The 20,620-nt window shown below is 61.3% G+C and carries 18 protein-coding genes and 1 pseudogene; 7 read left to right on the top strand and 12 right to left on the bottom strand.

The window, feature by feature from the left end; all coding sequences use genetic code 11:
• Positions 1-81: 81 nt before the first annotated feature.
• From QMA15_RS21440 to QMA15_RS21415, 6 genes are all read right to left on the bottom strand, one after another.
• Entirely contained in the window at positions 82-1,533 is a 1,452-nt protein-coding gene (locus QMA15_RS21440; protein ID WP_020905949.1) for a catalase, read from the bottom strand.
• A gap of 31 nt (positions 1,534-1,564) precedes the next feature.
• The gene (locus tag QMA15_RS21435; RefSeq protein WP_019746588.1) at positions 1,565-2,119 is read right to left on the bottom strand and encodes a Fur family transcriptional regulator; all 555 of its coding nucleotides are present in this window, start codon (positions 2,117-2,119) and stop codon (positions 1,565-1,567) included.
• Positions 2,120-2,405: 286 nt separating this feature from the next.
• Positions 2,406-3,053 (bottom strand): hypothetical protein, encoded by a 648-nt coding sequence (locus QMA15_RS21430; protein ID WP_020968243.1) that lies wholly within the window; start codon positions 3,051-3,053, stop codon positions 2,406-2,408.
• Positions 3,037-4,752: a GMC family oxidoreductase gene (locus QMA15_RS21425; RefSeq protein WP_084325669.1), complete on the bottom strand. Its 1,716-nt coding sequence runs from the start codon at positions 4,750-4,752 to the stop codon at positions 3,037-3,039. Before QMA15_RS21425 ends, QMA15_RS21430 begins: the two co-directional genes overlap by 17 nt.
• Positions 4,749-6,233, bottom strand: a complete 1,485-nt coding sequence (locus QMA15_RS21420; RefSeq protein WP_020905936.1) for an NAD(P)/FAD-dependent oxidoreductase — start codon at positions 6,231-6,233, stop codon at positions 4,749-4,751. Before QMA15_RS21420 ends, QMA15_RS21425 begins: the two co-directional genes overlap by 4 nt.
• Entirely contained in the window at positions 6,230-6,754 is a 525-nt protein-coding gene (locus QMA15_RS21415) for a TetR/AcrR family transcriptional regulator (RefSeq protein ID WP_020968240.1), read from the bottom strand. The genes QMA15_RS21420 and QMA15_RS21415 overlap by 4 nt, the downstream gene beginning before the upstream one ends.
• A gap of 183 nt (positions 6,755-6,937) precedes the next feature.
• Here QMA15_RS21415 and QMA15_RS21410 point away from each other — a divergent pair, with 183 nt between their 5' ends.
• The 5 genes and pseudogenes from QMA15_RS21410 to QMA15_RS21390 all read left to right on the top strand — a co-directional run bounded on the left by QMA15_RS21410 (position 6,938) and on the right by QMA15_RS21390 (position 10,721).
• Positions 6,938-7,642, top strand: coding sequence for a response regulator transcription factor (locus tag QMA15_RS21410; protein WP_047888091.1), 705 nt, complete (start codon positions 6,938-6,940; stop codon positions 7,640-7,642).
• A 211-nt stretch (positions 7,643-7,853) separates the two neighbouring features.
• Positions 7,854-8,075 (top strand): annotated as a pseudogene (locus tag QMA15_RS21405) (helix-turn-helix transcriptional regulator); the annotation flags it as partial.
• Positions 8,018-9,274, top strand: a complete 1,257-nt coding sequence (locus tag QMA15_RS21400; protein WP_020968239.1) for an ATP-binding protein — start codon at positions 8,018-8,020, stop codon at positions 9,272-9,274. The pseudogene QMA15_RS21405 and the gene QMA15_RS21400, both read left to right, overlap by 58 nt.
• A complete protein-coding gene (locus QMA15_RS21395) occupies positions 9,271-10,368 on the top strand; it encodes a hypothetical protein (RefSeq protein ID WP_042950473.1) in 1,098 nt (365 codons plus the stop codon). Before QMA15_RS21400 ends, QMA15_RS21395 begins: the two co-directional genes overlap by 4 nt.
• A 47-nt stretch (positions 10,369-10,415) precedes the next feature.
• A complete protein-coding gene (locus tag QMA15_RS21390) occupies positions 10,416-10,721 on the top strand; it encodes a hypothetical protein (RefSeq protein ID WP_042950471.1) in 306 nt (101 codons plus the stop codon).
• Between the two features lie 6 nt (positions 10,722-10,727).
• Here QMA15_RS21390 and QMA15_RS21385 read toward each other — a convergent pair whose 3' ends face one another.
• The 4 genes from QMA15_RS21385 to QMA15_RS21370 are packed head-to-tail and all read right to left on the bottom strand — an operon-like array spanning position 10,728 to position 15,554.
• Entirely contained in the window at positions 10,728-11,639 is a 912-nt protein-coding gene (locus tag QMA15_RS21385; protein ID WP_290286356.1) for a hydroxymethylglutaryl-CoA lyase, read from the bottom strand.
• A gap of 1 nt (position 11,640) precedes the next feature.
• Positions 11,641-12,855: a CoA transferase gene (locus QMA15_RS21380; RefSeq protein ID WP_019746577.1), complete on the bottom strand. Its 1,215-nt coding sequence runs from the start codon at positions 12,853-12,855 to the stop codon at positions 11,641-11,643.
• 36 nt (positions 12,856-12,891) lie between these two features.
• A complete protein-coding gene (locus QMA15_RS21375) occupies positions 12,892-14,658 on the bottom strand; it encodes a multicopper oxidase domain-containing protein (protein ID WP_290286353.1) in 1,767 nt (588 codons plus the stop codon).
• 56 nt (positions 14,659-14,714) lie between these two features.
• A complete protein-coding gene (locus QMA15_RS21370; protein ID WP_029537443.1) occupies positions 14,715-15,554 on the bottom strand; it encodes an alpha/beta hydrolase in 840 nt (279 codons plus the stop codon).
• 65 nt (positions 15,555-15,619) lie between these two features.
• Between QMA15_RS21370 and QMA15_RS21365 the strand changes: the two genes are divergently transcribed.
• Both QMA15_RS21365 and QMA15_RS21360 read left to right on the top strand, forming a co-directional pair.
• Complete coding sequence (locus tag QMA15_RS21365) at positions 15,620-16,396, top strand: TetR/AcrR family transcriptional regulator (RefSeq protein ID WP_019746574.1); 777 nt, start codon at positions 15,620-15,622, stop codon at positions 16,394-16,396.
• Between the two features lie 48 nt (positions 16,397-16,444).
• Positions 16,445-17,749 carry an HNH endonuclease signature motif containing protein gene (locus QMA15_RS21360; protein WP_290286348.1) on the top strand — a complete coding sequence of 435 codons (1,305 nt, stop codon included), beginning with the start codon at positions 16,445-16,447 and terminating at the stop codon, positions 17,747-17,749.
• A gap of 81 nt (positions 17,750-17,830) precedes the next feature.
• On the opposite strand, the gene QMA15_RS21355 is transcribed toward QMA15_RS21360, so the two are convergent.
• Positions 17,831-18,763, bottom strand: coding sequence for an oxygenase MpaB family protein (locus tag QMA15_RS21355; RefSeq protein ID WP_279162990.1), 933 nt, complete (start codon positions 18,761-18,763; stop codon positions 17,831-17,833).
• A 1-nt stretch (position 18,764) separates the two neighbouring features.
• Positions 18,765-20,546 carry an acyl-CoA dehydrogenase gene (locus QMA15_RS21350; protein ID WP_290286346.1) on the bottom strand — a complete coding sequence of 594 codons (1,782 nt, stop codon included), beginning with the start codon at positions 20,544-20,546 and terminating at the stop codon, positions 18,765-18,767.
• Positions 20,547-20,620 lie beyond the last annotated feature (74 nt).

The following is a 20,620-nucleotide window of genomic DNA, read 5'->3' as shown; positions in this document are numbered from 1 at the left end:
AAAAACGGACCGCTGCGGGGAAGTGATTTCCCTTGCAGCGGTCCGCATTCGGTAAACCTAGGCGATGCTCATGTCAGCGGGTCACTGACCTGCGCGTACACCTTCTTCGACGCGCTTGCCCAAATCTGCGTCGACGTTCTTCCAGTACTCGAAGACACGCAGTAGAACTTCTTCGCTGACGCCGGCAAGGGCGTGGCCGACGATGTTGCCCACCAGGCGCTCACGAGCTGCGTCGTCGAGAACTTCACGGACCAGCGTTCCGGCCTGCGTGAAGTCGCCGTCCTCGGCGTGCTCGATGTATCCGGCGCGCACTGCCTTGCCGTCGAACGACCACAGGCCTTCGTCACCGGCAACAGACGGATCGGCGTGAGGTCCGCCGTACGAGTTGGGTGCGTACACCGGCGTCGACGGGGAATTGAAGCTGTACCGCATGGCGCCCTCCTTGGAGTAGGAGTTCACCTCGTTCTTCGGGGCGTTGACCGGCAGGTCGGCGTAGTTGGTGCCTATGCGGTAACGATGTGCGTCGGCGTAGGAGAAGACGCGGCCCAGAAGCATCTTGTCCGGGCTGAATCCGATGCCGGGCACCACGTTCGACGGCTCGAAGGATGCCTGCTCGATCTGCGCGAAGAAGTTCTCCGGGTTACGGTTCAGCGTCCACTTGCCGACCTCGATCAGCGGGTAGTCCTTCTGGGACCAGACCTTGGTGAGGTCGAACGGGTTGAAGCGGTAGCCTTCGGCCTCGTCGACCGGCATGATCTGAACCTTGAGGGTCCAGCTCGGGAAATTACCGGCCTCGATGGCGTTGTACAGATCCGCGCGGTGGTAGTCGGGATCGCTACCGGCGAGGCTGTCTGCTTCTGCCTGCGTCAGGAACTCGATGCCCTGATCGGTCTTGAAGTGGTACTTCACCCAGAAGCGTTCGCCCGCAGCGTTGACCCACTGATAGGTGTGCGATCCGAAGCCGTCCATGTTGCGCCAGGTCTTCGGGATACCGCGGTCACCCATCAACCAGGTCACCTGGTGAGCCGTTTCGGGACGCAGAGTCCAGAAGTCCCACTGCATGTCGTGGTCACGAAGACCGGAGCCTGGCAGTCGCTTCTGCGAACGGATGAAGTCGGGGAACTTGATGGCGTCCTTGATGAAGAACACCGGGGTGTTGTTGCCGACGAGGTCGTAGTTTCCCTCTTCGGTGTAGAACTTCATCGCGAAACCGCGCGGATCGCGCCAGGTGTCCGGGCTGCCCTGCTCACCGGCGACGGTGGAGAAGCGGACGAGCGACTCGGTCTTCTTACCCGGCTGCAGGAACGCGGCCTTCGTGTACTTGCTGACGTCGTGTGTGATGACGAGTTCACCGAAAGCGCCGCCGCCCTTGGCGTGGACGATGCGCTCCGGGACACGCTCGCGGTTGAACTGCGCGAGCTTCTCGATCAGGTAGTGGTCGTGAAGGAGCACCGGCCCCTGAATACCCGCGGTCAGCGATTCGTCATCACTTGCGACCGCGATACCGAAATTGTTGGTGGTGGGCTTGGTCATGGCGAAGCCTCCTAGCGTTGTGGGCTGGGCGTCAGAGGAGCGGGGCTGCATCCGAGCCGAACGCATGGGCTGCATGCGAAGGGGCTGGCTCGGAGGTTCTGGACGCATCAATTCGATTCTGCGAGACCGTGTCCGACGCGGTGTCGGATTCGGCAGAATTCTTCAGGCAATCTTCGCAACGGCCCCAGAACACGACCTCGGCTTCGTCGATTTCGAAGCCGTGATTATCGGAAGGTTCGAGGCAGGGAGCTTGGCCGACAACACAATCGACGTCGACGACCTTGCCGCAGCCGCGACAGACGAGGTGATGGTGGTTGTCACCAGTTCTCGTCTCGAACCGTGCGGGTGAACCCGCCGGCTCGATGCGTCGCAGCAAACCTGCGTTCACGCATGCCTTGAGCACGTCGTAAACGGCCTGTGTGGATACCGATCCGAGCTGCTGCCGCACGAGTGCTGCAACAGAATCGGCGTCTGAATGCGGTTGGGCTGTAACCGCATCCAGCACGGCGAGGCGCGGAGCAGTGATCCTCAACCCGACGGCGCGAAGTTGCGCTCGGGGGTCGAAGTCATGCTCTCCGTCTCGCATGTTTCCCAGTATGCCGCTTTTCTGGAATTAGTCAAGAAAAGGATTGCCTAAGTTGAATCGAGACCGGCGTCACATACCCGGGACGGGAACAAATGCGGGGCGACCACCGTTGAACACCCTGTCGGCGTCCGAACAAGCCCCGGGCCCCACCCCTTTTGTCGCTGCGAGCGACCACCCGCCGAGAGGCGCCTGTGGGACGTCGACACCTAACTTTTTACACAACACGAGCAAGGCCGCCCAATCACTGAGGGCGGCCTTGCTCGTTCTTTCGCAGGTCAACCCCCTGCTATCGGTGCTTGGCTGCTCCCGTAGTCATTTTTCCGCCCAGAATCACGACGCCGTGATGAGTGCCCGATGCCAACCAGTTCGGCAGTGTCGGCCCCTCTGCCTCGACGCTCACGCGCGCATATCGGAACGACCCCGTCAGCCTGGCCGACGCGATCGCCAGACCTCCACCGGATTCCGGCTGCGCAAATCCCAACGCCCCGACAATCGGCAGACGCGGCCCGAGCATCCGCGTGTCCGAACGCACCCGCCATCCGTCGCCGGTTGCAATGAATTTCTGCTGCACGTCTCCGTCGAACTCGGCCAGGACCTTGGGTAGTTGCCAGTGGAACCGTCCGCCGTGCACCGACGGTTCCGAATCCACCGCGATGAAAGGGACCGCCATCCGCGGCATAGGCCCGATCCGTTTCCCTGGCGCATGCAAGACCGGACTGGCGAGGATCTCGCGATACGGGCCGACCGGCGAATCGAGGTAGTCCACCATCATTGCTACCGTCACCGGAATCGTTCGACCGTCTGGCCCGAGTTCCCGCGCCGCCGGCGTACTGCGGTGCCACCACAGTGTTGCGCGAACGGAAGCGGGCCACGGCGGCGGATCGCTCACCGGCCAGTCGACGCGGTCACTTGTCGATTCAGGCACGCTCCACATCGGACACCTTCTCAGCTCGAACGGTCAGGGGAAGCCGCAAAGCACCTGGTGCATGCGTCGGCACCACCGGGTTGGACGGCAACGTCGGATCGATACGTACGTATGGTTCGCCGGTCTTCGGGCGGGCGTCTGCGGCACCTCTGTTCGGCCACATCGCGCACGCTCGTTCCGCCTGCGCAGTGATGGTCAGGGAAGGATTCACGCCGAGATTCGCGCTCACCACCGAACCGTCCATGACGTGCAGGCCGGCATGTCCGTAAGCACGGAGATACGGATCCACGACGCCACTCGCCGCGCTGTCACCGATTGCGCAGCCACCCAGAAAGTGCGCCGTCATCGGGATATTCACGATCTCGGCGATGGAACCGCCCGGGTCGCCGTCGATCTTCTCGGCGACCTTGCGAATAGCTGTATGGCCCTGCGGAATCCACTGGGGAGGTGGATCACCCGGTCCCGGCCTACTGGTGAGGGAACGCCCGAATCGTTTGGTGTTCTTGGAAAGCTCGAGGGAGTTGTCGTCGGTCTGCATCACCAGCGCGATGACGGTTCGCTCGGACCAGTTCCGTACCGACAAGGACCGGAAGAACGCACCTGGGTGCCGTGCCGCGACCGCCAGAGTCTTCAGCACCCGGGGAGTTCGCCCGCCGCCGTCACTCAGGACGGTCTGCAGAAGTCCTATTGCATTGCTGCCCTTGCCGTATCGCACCGGCTCGATGTGCGTGTGATCATCCGGGTGAAAGGACGATGTGATCGCTACGCCCTGCGTGAAGTTCCGTCGACGCGACTTCGACGTTGCGGCCAGTACGGCTTCGGAATTGGTACGTACAACGGTGCCCAGAGTGTCCGACAGGTCAGGCAGGGCACCGGATTCCTTCATACCGAGCAGCAGTCTCGCCGTTCCGTACGTTCCGGCGGCTACCACCACCTGATCGGCGGTGAACAGAACTTCTCGCCGGCGGACGCCGTCCGTTCGCCTCGCGAGCAGGTGATAACCACCGCTTGCGCTCGGCCGAAGTTCGGTGACGGTCGTGAGCGGATGAACCCTGGCGCCCGCTTGCTCGGCGAGATGGAGGTAGTTCTTGACCAGCGTGTTCTTCGCCCCGACTCGGCACCCGGTCATGCATCCCCCGCATTCGGTGCAGCCGGTGCGTTCGGGCCCTTTTCCGCCGAAGAACGGGTCCGGCACGGAAACTCCTGCCTCCCCGAAGAAAACACCGACGGGGGTGGACGTGAAGGTCTCCCCCACGCCCATCTCTTCGGCTACGTCTTTCATCACCGCATCGGCCGGAGTGAAGGACGGATTGGTGCGAACACCCAACATCCGTTTGGCCTGGTCGTAGTACGGCGCCAGTTCGTCGTGCCAGTCCGTGATGTGCGCCCACTGACGGTCTTCGAAGAACCGCTTGGGTGGCTGATACAACGTGTTGGCGTAGTTCAACGATCCGCCCCCGACGCCGGCTCCCGCCATCACGAGTACGTCCGGAAGAAGGTGGATACGCTGAACCCCATAACATCCGATCCACGGCGCCCACAGGTACTTTCGCATCCGCCAACTGGTTTCGGGCAACTCGTCGTCGGCAAACCGTCGACCGGCTTCGAGCACCCCGACACGGTAGCCCTTCTCCGTCAGGCGAAGAGCGGCGACACTGCCACCGAATCCCGATCCGATTACCACCACGTCGTAGTGCGTCGTGGTCATGCCTGGACGCTTTCGATCTTGCGAGCGGAGTAGTTCTCACGATCGAAATGCTCCAGCAGCGAACGGAATTTGAATGTGAACGTCGGCCACTGCACCGAGTTGCGCCCCTCCGGATCGATGTACCAACTCGAGCATCCGCCCTTGTTCCACACCGTGTGCTGCAACTCGTGCTGAATTCCCTTGTTGTAGTGCACCTGTACCGACTCGTTGACATCAAGAGCGTCCAGTCGCTCACGTTTCATGGTGTTCAACGCGTCGTTGACGTACTCGGCCTGGGACTCGAGCATGTACACGATCGAACTGTGTCCGAGGTTGGTGTTCGGACCGTACATGAGGAACAGATTCGGGAACCCGCTGACCGCAGTGCCCTTGTAGGCATTGGGGCTACCGTTCCAATGCGCGGCCAGCGTTTCGCCACGTTTTCCGGTGATCAGATGCGCCACAGGCGGTTCCGTCGGCGTGAACCCCGTGGCGAAGATGATGGTGTCGACCTTGTGCTCGACTCCGTGCCCGTCGACCACCCCGCCCTCGGTGACCGAGACGAGCCCGCTGTCGACCAGGCTCACGTCCGCGCGGTCGAGGGTGCGCAACCAGTCGTTGGACAGAAGCATGCGCTTGCAACCGATCGTGAAATCGGGAGTCAGTTTCCGGCGCAACTCCGGATCTTTCACCTGTCTGCGCAGATGGAGGCGCGCGGCCGCCTCGAAGGCCGGCAGGACCCACGTCGCATGTGACATCGCGGCACCGAGCAACTCGCGAAAACCGTAAACCGCTCCGCGAACAACTTTCTGCGTAGCGGGAATCCGCGAATAGACGGCCTTCTGCGCCGCAGGCAGGGTGCGATCCATTCGCGGAATCACCCAGGCCGGAGTTCTCTGGAACACGGTGACATGGGCAGCAGGGTCGGCAATTTCGGGAACGAACTGGACTGCCGACGCTCCCGTTCCGATCACTGCTACGCGCTCACCACGCAGGTCGTGTTCGTGGTTCCACGTCGCCGAATGGAAAGTGGTACCGGAGAACTGGTCGAGACCGGGAAAGTCGGGAATCTTTGGAGTCGACAACGCCCCGGTCGCAGCGACCAGCGTCTTGGCCGTCAATGCCCCTCGGGATGTCCGAACACGCCACAGCGCCGCATCCTCGTCCCACACAGCAGCTTCGAGTTCGCAGTTCAGGACTACGCGATCCACGATGCCGGTGTCTGCCGCCACCTTCTTCAGATAGTCGTAGATCTCGGGCTGACGAGCGAAGGTATGACTCCAATCGGCGCTCGGCGCAAAAGAATACGAGTACAGCGCCGTCGGCACGTCACAGGCGCACCCTGGGTAGGTGTTGTCGCGCCAAGTGCCGCCGATGTCAGCTCCGCGCTCGATCAACACGACGTCCGCCGCGCGATTGTCGCGAAGCATTCTGGCTGCCAAGCCCATACCGGCGAATCCGGCACCGACGATCAGCGTTTCGACATGTTCGGGAAGCTTCACTTCTTCTCCACTCGGGATTGCCAGGCCGGCAACAGTCGCGCTCTGAGCGCGTCGTCGGCTTCGGGTGTACGGAAAAGGGCTGAGACTGCAAGACCGCGGACGAGTTCGATGGTGAGTTCGACCGACTCGGAATCGAATCGATCGCCGAACAACTCGGCGCTACCGAACTCGAGTGCCTCACTGACCTTGCGTTCGAGGGGCACCGTCGCCGCATGCAGAACAGGATCGGTTCGCGCCGCGACCCACAATTCGAGCGCAGCGTAGAACAGCGGCCCGGAGAACGCGTCCGCCAGGACCTCGAGACCTCGGCCGCGATCCACTTCAGCGGTGAGGATTTCTTCCAGTCGCTTGTCGACCAGATACTCGACGGCGGCAACGACCAGCGATTCCTTGGTCGGAAAATGATGCAGTTGCGTACCTCGCGAGACGCCTGCGCGACGGGCGATCTCCTGGGTGCTGGTCCGGGCGTAGCCCAGTTCGACAAGCGATTCGACGGCGGCGTCGAGCAGGCGCCCACGCATCGCGGCAGTTCGTTCGGCCTGCGTACGGCTTACTTTCGCATCGGAAGTGGTCTCGGTCACAAAACAACTGTAGAGCCGAAACGTAAAACAGTCCAGGCTGACTTCAAATCTTGATACGTAACATACCGATCAGTCAGCTCTGCCTGATAACGTCCTCGCATCGAGCGGAGGGAAACAATCGCTATGCCAGAGCAAACTGCATTTCCACACCGCCGTGTCGGACTGGTGGAAGACCACGAGTCGGTGGCTATCGGCTTGTCCGTGATGCTGAAGGACGAGCCGGATATCGAGTTGGTGTGCATCGCGACCACTGTGTCCGAGATGCTCGCTCAGCACGTCAGCTTGGATCTGGCAATTCTCGACCTCCGACTGGCCGACGGTTCATCGCCCAAGAGCAACGTCGAGGAACTGCGGGCCGCGGGGCTCGAGACATTGATCTTCACCGGGGCGGAAAACCCGTTCCTCGTTCGCTCGGCTGCCCGTGCCGGTGTGCTGGGCGTCGTGCGCAAGTCCGAACCGACTGCCGTCGTGATTGATGCAATACGCGCCGCCGCGTCGGGAAGGCAGGTGGTGACGACAGAGTGGGCTGCCGCAATCGACGGGGATCCAGGTCTCGACGAGGTGGGTCTGAGCCCTCGACAACTCGAGGTCCTCGAACTTTACGCATCCGGAGAGAAGGCAGATCGCGTTGCGCGACTCACCGGTTTGGCGCCGCAGACGGTCAACGATTACCTCCAACGCATCAGGCAGAAATATGCGGCTGCCGGACGGCCGGCCCCCACAAAGACAGATCTGTACAAACGCGCGGTCGAGGACGGGGTGTTACCGATTCCGGAACGCAGGAATCTCGGTAGAAATCTGACCTTGACTAACAATGACCTTCAGTAATGAAAAAGTTCGGTAACGATTGATTTCGCTGAGGCTGCCCCTGGAAATATGGGCAGAGGAATTGATGTCTGGGAAAAATGGCCAACTTCGACTTACATTCACCTGGTAAGAAGACGGCGCTGTCGGGGAGTCTGTCATTCCGCTAGACGAAAGAAAGACGAAACTCATGACCGTCACTGTGGAAAACTGCATGACACAAGACCCTGTCGGACCGCACCTTTCGGAGCGCGAAGTCGAGGTTCTCAGGGAATGGCTACTGAGTGATTCGAAATCACGCGTCGCTCAAAACCTCTACATAAGCGTGGGAACGGTGGGAACCCACCTGTCCCGGATTCGCGAGAAGTATGCCGACGTTGGAAGGAACGCACCGACGAAATGCGAACTACTCGTGCGAGCGATACAAGATCAGATAGTGACGATCGACGAACTCTGATCGACAAAGTTGCTTTCGACAAAACAGCCACTGCTTCGGACGAAATTCTCAGGCTCTTCGGCCGTTTCATCGGCGCAGGCTATGTCTGTTATCTGATATTGCTCGCCCCTGCCATTGCCGAAGCCACTGCGATGTCCGCGTCTTGGTGGACCCCGCTGGCAGTGGTCGCAACTTTCGGTAGTGGACTGGTATTGGGAGCATCGACGTTTCACGCAGACACCCGGTGGGTGAAACGAGCCGCGAGTGCAAATGCGCTCCTCTACGTCGTGGTCATCCTCCTGTGGTGGCCGGCCTGGAATGGTGAGCACGTCACGGATTTCACCTTGTGGATTTCCAATTTCCCCGGCGTCGCCAGCCTTGCGGCAGCTGCGGCTTGGCGACCGGCCGCTGCCGTCGTGCACCTTTTCGTGGCGGCAACACTCGCACAGTTGACCAATCACATAATCCGGACGAGTCCCACGACGCACCTGCTTGTTCCCGACCTCGCCTTCGCCTGGACATTTTGCGCGGTATTCGTCGCAGCGGCCGTCATGGCCTTGCGTACCGGTCGAGTGCTGGATGCAACTATCGCCACCACTCATGCCGCTGCGGCAGGCGCCGCCGCGGCCGAGGCCAAGTCCGTCGAACGCGAGAGATTCGACGCACTCATCCACGACACCGTGATGTCCACCCTGCTCGCTGCTTCGAGAAACGATGCCGATCCCTCGGTCATCGCTCAGGCACGAAGGACTGTCGAGAGGCTTGACGAACTCCGCTCCGGAACCGATCACGAGACGAGTTTCGACTTCGACGGAATCCTCGCTCAGTTGCGTTCAGCCGCTTCGGAAGTGGACGAAAACATCACGTTCGAGACCGCCCTGTCAGTCGGGTCCGATCCGAGCGGATACGCGCCCGACTCGATTCGTGCGATGGCCGGTGCGATGGCCGAGGCGCTGCGCAACAGCGTCAAGCACGCCGGAAGCAGTGCACGGCGTTCGGTCACGGTCACGGCAACCACCACCCACCTCGAAGTAGTCGTCGCGGACGACGGCGTCGGCTTCGATCCGAGCTCCGTCGAGACGCATCGCCTCGGAATCACTGTCAGCATCCGCGGCAGAATGCGCCAACTCGACGGCGGATCGGCAACCATTCGATCGTCACCCGGCCGCGGCACTTCGGTGACTCTGACCCTGAGCTTGCCCGCAGCGGTGATGGCATGACCAGACCGGACGGACGAGATGTCCGCGATCTCCTCGGTATGCACAGCCGTGCTGCTCGATTCATGGCTGCATGCTTCGCGCTCACCTGCGTGATCTCGGTCGCGTACACCTCCTCCGACGTCCGCGCAGTCTGGCCGATGGTCTTGGCAATTATCGTGTGCTCAACTGCGGCTTTCACACTCGTTCTGAGCCGAGGCGACCCGATGCCGCTGGGGCAGAGCGTTCTGGTGTCTCTGACTGGCGCCGTCACGAGTGGCCTTGTGTTGTCAGTGGTTCCAGTGCCCGTCAACGACATGACTCAATTGTGGATGTTCGGGATGTCTACGGCCGTTTTCACCTTCATGTGCGTTCGTGGGCGTACAGCACTCGCGTGGCTCGGGCTTGGGCTCATGGTGTTGGTGACCGCCATCTGGTCCTCCACTACCGGCCAGGGGGCCATGTACGGAGTGTCGTTGACGGTCATCAACGCGGGCCCTGTTCTGATGTCGACCTTCTTCGCGTACACCATCCGTCCTCAAGCCAGGGTTATCTACGAACTTCGGGAGCAGTCCACCCAACGAATTGCCTCCGCATCCGCTAGCGCTGCGATTCTCGAGGAACGCGACGCGCAACTCGACAGGCTCGATCTACTTGCGCGCCCACTCCTCGAACGGGTCGCTTCCGGGATTCCGCTGACAACCGCCGAGCGGCAAGAATGCGAACTCCTCGAGGCGCAACTCCGAGATTCGCTGAGGGCGCCTGGCTTACAACAGACAGATGTCATCGATGCTGTGCATGCCACTCGAAACCGCGGCGTCGAGGTAGTCCTGCTCGACGACCACGGAATGGATGGCGCTGACCCCGCCGTGCGCGACCGAATCCACGCGAGCATCGTCCGGGAACTCACCGCGATCACGCGAGGCAAAGTGACCATTCGGATCCTTCCACCTCGGCGCACCGCTATGGCCACGATGCTGGTCGACACTGAAGACGTTCGACGAATCGAGTTCGATCACAACGGAATGCAGCTGTTACGGCAGGGAGATCAGAGGGAACTCGGCACCTCGTCCATGTCCGTCGATCCGACTACAGACAGCGCCGTCTATCCCGAATAGCTTTCGAGGAGAGTGAGATTCACCGCGTCGATCACCAGGAGAAATGAATGATCTTCGAACTGCGTCCAGCACATGTTGCACGCGCCCTTGCCGCACTGTGTGCCCTTCCGATTCTGTGGACCTTCGCAGTCGAGGGAATCACCACGACAACGGAATACGACTACAGCACGGGCGAAGTATCCTCATCGAGCGACCTGGGCTCTCAGATCGGAAGCGTCGCGATCTGGATCGTCCTCGCGATCGCATGTGCCGCCGGTGCATGGCATCTGGAGAAACAGCGCATCGGTTGGCCGCCGGCGGCACACGAGCAGCTGGTCAAACTGCAGCTGGCATCACCCAACCGAGAAAAGTAAAGGTCCCTATCGCTTCCGATCGCCGGCGCGGAGAAGATTACTGGGAACCGTATGGCCCACTATCTCCTCTGCAACGGCAGCGGCACGAATGCTCGCATCCAGGTCGATACCTGTCGCAATGCCCATGTCTTCGAGCATGTAGACCAGTTCCTCAGTCGCGATATTGCCACTGGCACCGGGAGCAAACGGGCAACCGCCCAGGCCACCGGTGGACGCATCTAGGCTTCGAACTCCGTGCTGCACAGCCGCCAACGCACTGGCAAGACCAGCGCCACGCGTGTTGTGGAAGTGCACACCCAAGCCGAAGTCACCCACTCTTTCGCCGACAGCGTCGATCAACCGTCCGACGCGTCCCGGTGTGGCAGTGCCGATGGTATCCGCGATCGAGAACTGATCAGCGCCGAACTCTTTGGCCTGCTCCGCAATCCGCAGAACACGGTCCGGATCGGTTGGACCGTCGAACGGACAGTCCCAGGCTGTGGCCACGATGACCTCCACCCGTCCACCAGCCTCGTGGACGATCCGGACGACCTCTCCGATACGTTCGGTCGCTTGCTCCGTCGTCGACCGAGTATTGGCCTCGCTGTGGCTATTCGATGCCGACACCACATATTCGACGGTTTTCATTCCTGCAGCAACGGCCCGTTTCGCTCCACCGATTCCGGCGACCAATGCCGAGAACTCGATGCCTGGCCACTGGTGCAACTCTGCGGCCAACAACTCCGCGTCGGCCAGTGCCGGCACCGCACGCGCTGACACGAACGACGTCGCCTCGATGCGCGAAACACCTGTCGCAGCCAGAGCTTCGACAAGACGAAGTTTCTCCGCCAGCGAGACCGGGTCTTCGATCTGCAACCCATCCCGTGGCCCGACTTCACGAATGCTGACCGCGGGAACACCTGCTTCAGGTACCGACACGTCAGATCACGCCCTTCTTCTTCAGTTCTGTCTGCTCGTCGCCCGAGAGTCCGAGGAGCCCACCCCAGACCGAAGCGTTGTCGTACCCCGGCGACGCTGCTCCCGCGTTGCGAACGGATCCGGGTGTCTCACTGAATGTAGGCACGACGCCCAGGCCGAGGACGTTTTCCCCGATCCGCTCGTCGTAGTGGTCGACGAGCATCCCCCGTTCGATCAGCTGCGGATCCTTGACCACATCTTCAACCGTATTGATCGGCCCGGCAACAACTCCCACTTCCGTGAGGCGTTCCACCAGACTGGTGGGATCTTGGAGCGCAACCCAGGCGCTGATCAATTCGTCGAGCTCGTCCTGATGTTTGCCACGCGCAACATGATTGGAGAATCGGTCGTCTTGCGCTAGTTCCGGTCGACCCATGATGGTGCACAGACGCACGAAGAGCGTGTCCTGATTGGCCGCGATCACCACCCAGTTTCCTTCAGAGGTCTGGTAGATGTTGGACGGCGCGATACCCTCCAACCTCGTTCCCGAGGGCTGCCGGATGATCCCGCCCCGATCGTAATCCGGGATCGTGGATTCCTGCACCGCCAGACAGGATTCCGTGAGGGCGACGTCGACCACCTGACCACGGCCGGTCCGCTCTCGCGAGAGCAACGCCGCCAGCACTCCCTGAACGGCGAACATCCCACCGAGAGAATCTCCGAGTGAAAGGGCAATACGCGGGGGTGCCTGCCCTGGATAACCGTTCAGATGCCGAAATCCGCTGACTGCTTCGGCAACCGAGGCGTAGCCGGCACTCTTGGCTTGCGGTCCGCTCTGCCCGTAGCCGGATACCCTGGCCAACACCAACTTCGGATTGCGCGCGCTCAGCACGTCGAATCCCAGACCCCACTTCTCGAGGGTGCCCGGCCGGAAGTTCTCGACCACCACGTCGGCATGTTCGATCAGATTCAGAAACAGGTCGCGGCCCGCGTCGACGCGAAGGTCCAACGTCACACACCGCTTGTTGCGGGCGTGAACCGTCCAGAAGAATCGATGACCGTCCTGCTCTGCCTGACCCCAGGTACGAAGCGGGTCTGGACGGTCCGGTGATTCGATCTTGATCACGTCGGCTCCCATGTCGCCGAGCAATTTCCCGGCGAAGGGCCCGGCGATCAAGGTTCCGAGTTCAATCACCCGATATCCGTCCAGGGGCCCGGTGGGCGCACCTTCCGACACAGCTGCCTCCTCTGGGAACTTTTCTCCCTTTGAAGGCTACGTCACCACCCGGTATCGCAACATCATGTCGTGGTCTTCGTGATCGAGCATGTGGCAGTGCCAGACGTACCCCTGCAAGTCCCCCATGCCAGCTTCTCCGTGCGCCGAGTGATCTGCCATGGAACCTCTCGCGAAAGTTGCATCCGGATCGAAGCCCAACTCGTCGGCCGTCGGAAAGCGCACGATCACGCGGGTGATCGAGTTGGCATCCACGATGACCGTGTCCTTCTCCCCCGTTTCCCACACTTCGGGAGGCCGCAGCGAAGAGGTCACGAATTCCTCCGCCGACGGCGTCCACCGGACCCCCAAGTCAGGCACCGGATACCGCTGCATCAGTGCTGCAGTGTCGAGGCTCTGGCGTCCCACAACGCGGAACGCCACCAGGTGCAGATGAATCGGATGTGGTTCCGTGGTGATGTTGATCAGATTCCATTGCTCGACGGCCCCCTGACGTGGCAGTTCGATATCCGAATCGGTGAACCTCAAATTGTTGAGCGACATAGTGATCGACGGGTAATCCGACGGACGCGACAGCTGCATGATCGTGAGATTTCGCACCACATCCGGGGACGCCGGTTCGGCGGCAACGGAATTCAGCTGCTGCGGGATCGAGCCGGTGAATCCCTTTGCGCTGCCCACGTCGAACCGACAGAACACCGGCATCACCTGCGTGCCGCGTTGAGCCACCGCAAGGGGTACCGGTTCGTCGTTGCGCAATTCCACCGTTGTGCCCGGCTCGAGCATACTGAAGTCGACCAGCAGATCAGCGCGTTCACCCGGACTCAACCGGACGTGATCCGTCGGCGCCGGAGCGGCCAGTAAACCGCCTTCGGACCCGATCACCCAGAACCGCATACGATTTGCGAAGTGCAGATTCCACACCGAATAGGTTGCGGCGTTGAGCAGTCGCAATCGATACAGGCCGCGGGCAACCTCCACTTTCGGCCACACGACGCCGTTCACCACGCCAACGTCACCGGGTGTCGCCGGATCCCAGGAACCCTGCGGAGTGAGCCACGTGGAACGGACACTCTGTTGACCGTCGGAGGTGAAGACCTTGTCCTGCAGAATCATCGGGAGTTCGAACTCACCGGACGGCAGGCCGAGAGAATTCCCGGCGGCGCCCGTGTCAACGTCGTCACGGAGAAAATACATCCCGACCAATCCGGCATAGACGTTGAGGCGCGTCATTCCCATGGCGTGATCGTGGTACCAGAGATTGCCGGCGGCACGACCATTCGTGTATTCGTGGACCAAACCTTCGCCCGGACGCTGGATCAACTCCGGATGTCCGTCGAACTGTGGTGCAGTAACTCCTCCGTGCAGGTGAAGCGAGGTGGGGACCTGTGTGCGGTCGAGGTCGCTGACGCCGTGCAGACCCGGATCGACATCCGCGGCAAGCGGATACGCAGAAATGTCATTGGCATATCGGACTGTGACGAGCTGATCGACGTGAGCTTCGATGGTGGGGCCCAGATGATCCATTCCGCCGTAACCCAGCGACGGCGACGACGGTAGGTCCGGATGGAAACGGTGCATCGACGAAGCCGCGCGAAGCTCCAGGTTGCCACCCGAAATGCCCGGCAGGACAGGAAGGGTCTCCCGAAACGGTTCCAGCCGGGGTGACGGAAGTTGGAATGGGCGTAGCGGATCGATGTCAGGGGGTCGAGCTGTCGCTGATCCAGCGGACAATGCACTCAGGCCGGCCAGCAAGCCAAGCCCTTGAACAAACGATCGTCGACGGATCTTGTGTGACTCGTCCACTCACGGCCCCCTCACGCTGACGGCATCCGGAGCGGGTTACCCGTGTGCTCGCACGGTCAAACACCGACCACCTTCTCCAACCAACGTTTGAGAATGGGTAGAACATGAGCCGGTTGCATTGCCTGCGTGTGATCCAGACCGTCTAGTACCTCGATATCCCACCCTGCTGACCGAGCGGCGTCGAGGTCGAGATCGGCCGGCGCGACCCGTACCCCACCCCATCGGTCACCGTATTCGATGACGTCTTGCGAACCGACGAAACACATTCGCGGACAAAGGATGCGCCCTTGAATCGTTCGATCGTCGAATTCACCAAGTGCGAGGTACAGCGTCACGAACTGCCGGGTCTGCGCTCCGGTCAACGCGATGTCGATGGAGTTCCAATCGAACTCGTCCGGCGATGCCGTGGGCTGCGATGTGCGCCGGGGCGGTTCACTCGTCATGCGGTGTGTAGCTTCGGTAACCTGGAGCATCGCCTTGTACGGCCCATCCACCGGCGGGAAACCACCCATGACCAGTGCGGTCAGACGATCGGTGCGCAGCGCCAACTGCAATCCGCACAGAGCCAGCCAGGAGTATCCGTAGTAGGCGAACTGGTCGATCCCAGCCGAATTCGCCACAGCCAGAATGTCGGACGTGATGTTGTCGGGAGTGAGCGTGTCCGGAGCGGGCGACGCCATCCGGTGCCCTTCGTAGTCGAAGGCAACCACAGTGAAGTTCGACGCCAACCCTTCCATGAACGTTCGACCGAGCGAGGGGTCAACGCCCCAGGCGCGCAGTTCGTCAGCCTTGATGCCGGTAGCCGAAATCGGATTCACGGGCATCAGCACGGCGGGGCCATGTCCGAGAACCTCGACATCGATAGTTGTCCCGTCGTGAAGTCTTGCCTCAACCATGCCCATTCCCAAATCTTTACACTGTAAAGTAATTAAGAATAGCGCGACTCCACGAAAGCGACAAGATGAACAAACAGGCAGGCCGACGCGATATCGCACGCACGATTTCACTTCTGTGGCGTCAACCCGATACGCCTTCCGGCCGCCGAGGACCGAAGCCCGCGCTGTCCACGGACACAGTCGTTGACGCCGCGATCGAAGTCGCCGACGCCAACCCCACGACACCGTTGTCGATGCGCATGATCGGCGACCACCTCGGCCGCACTGCGATGTCGTTGTACACCTACATACCGGGAAAGGACGAACTACTGGACCTGATGTACGACCGGGTGCATGCCGAGCTACCGCCGATCGCAGACACCGGCGACTGGCGCATGGCACTGTCCGACTGGGCCGCCGCACTCTTCGCCCTACATACACGCCATCCGTGGACATTGGATGTCTCGTTGGCGCGCCCCGTCCTGGGTCCGCACGAGCAGGCAGGACTCGAATCACTCCTGTCCATTCTCTACTCCACGGGTCTCGATGCTCCGACCATCCGCCGATCGGTGAGCATGCTTTTCCATTTCATCCGGGGGTCCGCGCGGACCCTAGCTGAGGTCCGGAGCGCCTCGACCATCGGAGATTCCGAATCTCATTGGTGGGCAGAGTCTTCTGCTGCACTGGCCGATGCTGCACCGGATTTCGCAGACGACTTCCCCCACACGATGCGGTTGGGTCGGGAGGCCCCACCGGTACCGGGCGGCGACTTCTATCTTGAACGAGAAACCGAAGAGTCATTTACTCAGGGCCTACAGATCCTCCTTGACGGGATCGAATCGAGGATTCGAAAACACTCTTGACTCGAACGCATGTTCGAGTACGATTTGGGGAGGGGATCGGGGGATTCAATGAGTGTTCTGTTGTCGGATGTGGTGTCGGGTTCTGCGGTGGGGTTGCGCGGACGCCTGTGGCGGTTGTCTGCTTCTGAGTTGCGTACCGCTGCGGTGTCGGCGAGTGCGGAGATTCTTCGTCTCGAGGCCGTTCGGGTGGCGGTGGTGGACGAACTCTCGATGCGGCCGGATGATCAGGTGATCGCCAGCCGCGGGGTGGGTTGCTGGTTGGCGGCGAACACGATGCTGCAGGTTCGGGACGGAAAGAATATCGCCGCCCTGGGGGCTGCGCTACGGCCGTTTCCGGCGGTGGCTGCCCGGTTCGATGGCGGGGATTGCTCCTTCGAGCATGCCGTGTTGATCGTGGCGTTCTGCGAATCACCACCGAAGGGCATGCCGGAGGAAGCGCTCCCTCGCTGTGTCGATTTGTTGTTGGCTGCCGCGTCGGGGGTGGAGGCGACGACGACGAAGGTGCGGAGTGTTATCGCGACCTTGGAGCGAGTGTTCGAATCGGATGACATTCCGCCCGCCGAGGATGTGGATCGTAACGAGTTGCGGATCGCGTCGACATTGAACGGTCGGGTGGTGGTGCGCGGAGATTTCGATGCCCTCACCGGGGAAATGTTGTTGTCGGCATTGTCGAATCTGACGATGCCCACCCCGGCACCCGATGGAACCCCGGACGCCCGGTCCGCAGCGAAACGGACCGCGGACGGGTTCACCGAACTGATCCGCCGCTACCTGGACTGCGCCAAGACCGGTTTCGATGGTGGTCAACGTCCGCACGTGAACGTGCACATCAACGCCCGCGACTTCGCTGAGCATCGGGACTGCGCCGCAACATCCGCTGCTTCTGGTAGTGGAGTGGCTGTGTCGGATCTCGATGTCGGGCACATGCCCTGGCTGGGGCCACTGTCGGTGTCGCAGAGCAGACTCCTCGGCTGCGATTGTTTCCTCTCCACTGTCCTGCTCGACGATCACGGGGCGCCGTTGGATGCGAAACCCGGGAAACGGTTGGTCTCTGCCGAACAGCGAGTGGCGTTGATCGCCCGAGACAAAGGCTGCGCATTCCCCGGCTGCACATGCGTGCCCGCCTGGACCGATGCACACCACATCCGGCACTGGGCCAACGGCGGCCCGACGGTGATGAACAACCTTGTCCTACTGTGCCGTTCACATCACCGGCTGATGCACCGCAAAGCCGGGTTCGTCGGAAAATGGGTAATCCGCATCGGCGTCGACAACAAACCCTGGTTCATCCCACCACCCTCGATCGACCCGCAGCAGCACCCGCGGCCGGCGAACACCACATTCAAAACCTGAGAAGAACCTCAGGCACAACAGAACACGGCCCAGCACCGCATCGAGCAGATCTCGATGCGGTGCCGAAAGCCGTGAATTCCGTCAGACCGCCTGCGGAACTTTGGTGGCGCGTGGGAATCGCTCCCGAATCTCCGCTGGGGTGACAACTCTCGGGTCGAGGGGTTGCTCGTCACGCAGGTGGCGCTCCAACACCTTGCCAGTCATCGGCGCGATGACCTTCAGAGCAGTGGTCATGTTCTTCGGTGAACTGCCGACCCGGACCGCAGTTCGCACCGCGGGCGCAATTGCCCTGTCCAACAAAGCGGGTTGATCGAAGCCGCCCATGGTTCGCATCCAGCCCGGCAATGTTGCGATAGTGGCCGGCGCGACCAATCGGCTGAACGTCGCGAACTTCGTCTTCCCCTGCGCCCTTGGCGTTCTCAACAAGTAGTGCATCGCCCGGTTGGCACGCTCGGAGGTACACAATCTGGGCCTGACTTCAGCGAAGTACTCCCGTACCTCACCTCGCGAGCGCGGAACGTCGGACGCTTTGCATGTCTGCAGTTCGGCGGCGATCACGCATTCTTCCCAGTACCGCTGCTCTTCGACGGCGGAGAGTGGGCCCGGCCCGTACATCTCGTAGCACTTGAGCACCGAATGCCAACCGGTCACGTGGATCCACAGTTGTGACGCCGGATTGTTTGCACTGTAACGAGTTCCGGTGATCGGTTCGATACCCGTGGCCTGAGCGTGAACCGTCATGAGATGGTCGGACAACGCCAGTGCCGTCCGCCCGTCGGCAGTGGCGACGGTCAGGAAGTACGCCAAGGTTCGGTCGAGTCGCCCGGCGGGATCGCTGTAGATCCCGCTCATATCTGCCACCGCGGCAGCAAGGAAGGGGTCGAAGTGCTCGAGCACCACTGACCGCTGGAAACCGATCAATGCTGTCGGAGCCGCCCAGATCTTCCAACTGGGTGATCCTGGGCCGAAGAAGCCGTAATCCTCACGCGGTCGATTCATCGTCAGTTCAGACATTTCATTCCTCCCCGTTCGTTGACCCTGCACCGTTCATTTCGTAGGCACCAGACAAGGCGACTACTTGCTGCCAGACGTACTCGAATCGCTCGCCCGCGAACGCGGGGCGCCGAATAGATGCGAGAGCCAACCGCTGCTGATCTTCACTGGCGCTGGGTTTTCCGTGCAACTTCACCGCTGCAGCACTGAAGTCGCGGACCAGGACGTCGAAGATCTGATCCAGCACCCCATCGCTCCGCTGCCCCTCGTCCAATCCCAAGATCTCGGCTTGTTCGAGGATCAACTGGCCGTAGACGACGAGGGTGAAGAGTTCGGTGATCGCCAGGCCGAAGTCCAAGTCGACCTGCTGCGCCGCATCCGGTGCAGCTTCGGCAAGGAGGGTCACGAGAGCTTCGGCCTGCTCCACGAACAGTGCGACGTTGGGAACATCCGCAAACTTCGCGTACACCGCTCGCCAGTCGTCGAATCGAACCTTGGACAACCCCCGTGCCGGGCCCTGACGGAACAGGAACTCGTCGTCGGCTGCGTCGTTACGCGTCGGAATCGCCGGAAATGACTCGGGGGCAAAGAGGTACGCCGGCATGAACTTGGCGATCAGGGCGAGATTGACGGCGACGGTCCCCTCGAGCTTGGGCAGCCCGTCGACATCCATCTTGGCCACCGCGAGGTAGCTGTCCTTCTCGAAGCCCTTTGCCGCAGCGATGTCGGAGAGCAGTCCGATCACCTTCTGTGCCTCGGTTGTCACCTTCATCTTGGTGACGGGATTGAACAAGAGGTAGCGGCGGTCCTCGGGCGATGCGGTGCGGAAGTAGTCCACCGCACGATCCGAGAAGAGCCTCATCGCCAGCAGGCGCGCGTACGCGTCGACGAATTCACGTCGTACGTGTGGGAACGCCGTGACGGGATTGCCAAACAGGATTCGATTGTGCGCGTGGGTAATCGTCTCGTACAAGGCATGAGTCGACATACCGATTCCGCCGAAACACAGGTTGAATTTTCCGATGTTCACGGTGTTGAGTGCGGCACTGAATGCTGCCTCGCCGGTATGCAGGATATCCTCTGCCGCAACGGGATAGTCGGCGAGTGAGAACTCCGCTACGTACATCTGGGCCGGAACGATGTTCTTCACCACGGTAAATGCCGGATGGCCCGAGTCGGCGTAGAAGAATACGTACTGATCGGCGCCCTCCACTCCGTCGACGCGACCGAAGACAGAGACCGTGTTGGCGCAGTTGCCATTTCCGATGTAGTACTTCGAACCGCTGGCCAGGTACCCGCCGCTGCCGTTCGGCGTCAAGACCATGTCGGTGGAGTAGACGTCGGCGCCGTGCTCTTTCTCGGACAATCCGAATGCCGCAACGCCTCCGGAAGCCAAAGCGGAAGCTGCTCGCGCCCTTGCAGTCTCGTTACCGCTCTGCCACACCGGCCCCAGGCCGAGAATGGTCACCTGCCACGGGTACCAGTAGTTGAGTCCGTAGAAACCGAGGATCTCGGACAGCGCGGCGATACGGCTGGTATCCCAGCGCTTGTCGGAGTCACCGCCGCTGTCGCGGGTGGGGGTCAGGAAAGTCGCGAACAGGCCTTCCTTTGCCGCGAAGTCGAGGAAGTCGGAGTAAAAGGTCTTGTCGTGATAGTCGGCCAGAAGTCGATTCTTTCCACGCGCCTCGAACCAGTCGACGGTCGCGCCCAGCAGTCTCCGCGTGGTCGCGTCGAATTCCGGCCGATCGTAAGTGGAGGGATGGAGCAACAGATCATTCGGCACTAAAGAGGTCGACGCTGTCATCGCGGTTGTTCTCCTAGAGATCTCGGCAGAGGCGCCTCACTGACCGCCTCTTCGAATACAACGCCACCGTAACA

It is taken from the genome of Rhodococcus sp. APC 3903, from assembly GCF_030407755.1.
Classification (GTDB): Bacteria; Actinomycetota; Actinomycetes; order Mycobacteriales; family Mycobacteriaceae; genus Rhodococcus_F; species Rhodococcus_F erythropolis.
Note: the sequence above shows the minus strand (reverse complement) of the source record. Positions and strands in the feature narration are given on the sequence as shown.

Bases quoted from the DNA above. Each gene is read 5' to 3' on its own strand.
- QMA15_RS21430 (WP_020968243.1), bottom strand. From the start codon at position 3,053: ATGTGGAGCGTGCCTGAATCGACAAGTGACCGCGTCGACTGGCCGGTG.
- QMA15_RS21440 (WP_020905949.1), bottom strand. From the start codon at position 1,533: ATGACCAAGCCCACCACCAACAATTTCGGTATCGCGGTCGCAAGTGAT.
- QMA15_RS21435 (WP_019746588.1), bottom strand. From the start codon at position 2,119: ATGCGAGACGGAGAGCATGACTTCGACCCCCGAGCGCAACTTCGCGCC.
- QMA15_RS21400 (WP_020968239.1), top strand. From the start codon at position 8,018: ATGCGAACTACTCGTGCGAGCGATACAAGATCAGATAGTGACGATCGA.
- QMA15_RS21350 (WP_290286346.1), bottom strand. From the start codon at position 20,546: ATGACAGCGTCGACCTCTTTAGTGCCGAATGATCTGTTGCTCCATCCC.
- QMA15_RS21390 (WP_042950471.1), top strand. From the start codon at position 10,416: ATGATCTTCGAACTGCGTCCAGCACATGTTGCACGCGCCCTTGCCGCA.
- QMA15_RS21410 (WP_047888091.1), top strand. From the start codon at position 6,938: ATGCCAGAGCAAACTGCATTTCCACACCGCCGTGTCGGACTGGTGGAA.
- QMA15_RS21365 (WP_019746574.1), top strand. From the start codon at position 15,620: ATGAACAAACAGGCAGGCCGACGCGATATCGCACGCACGATTTCACTT.
- QMA15_RS21415 (WP_020968240.1), bottom strand. From the start codon at position 6,754: ATGCGTGGGCGCCTGCTCGACGCCGCCGTCGAATCGCTTGTCGAACTG.
- QMA15_RS21370 (WP_029537443.1), bottom strand. From the start codon at position 15,554: ATGGTTGAGGCAAGACTTCACGACGGGACAACTATCGATGTCGAGGTT.
- QMA15_RS21355 (WP_279162990.1), bottom strand. From the start codon at position 18,763: ATGTCTGAACTGACGATGAATCGACCGCGTGAGGATTACGGCTTCTTC.
- QMA15_RS21395 (WP_042950473.1), top strand. From the start codon at position 9,271: ATGACCAGACCGGACGGACGAGATGTCCGCGATCTCCTCGGTATGCAC.
- QMA15_RS21360 (WP_290286348.1), top strand. From the start codon at position 16,445: ATGAGTGTTCTGTTGTCGGATGTGGTGTCGGGTTCTGCGGTGGGGTTG.
- QMA15_RS21425 (WP_084325669.1), bottom strand. From the start codon at position 4,752: ATGACCACGACGCACTACGACGTGGTGGTAATCGGATCGGGATTCGGT.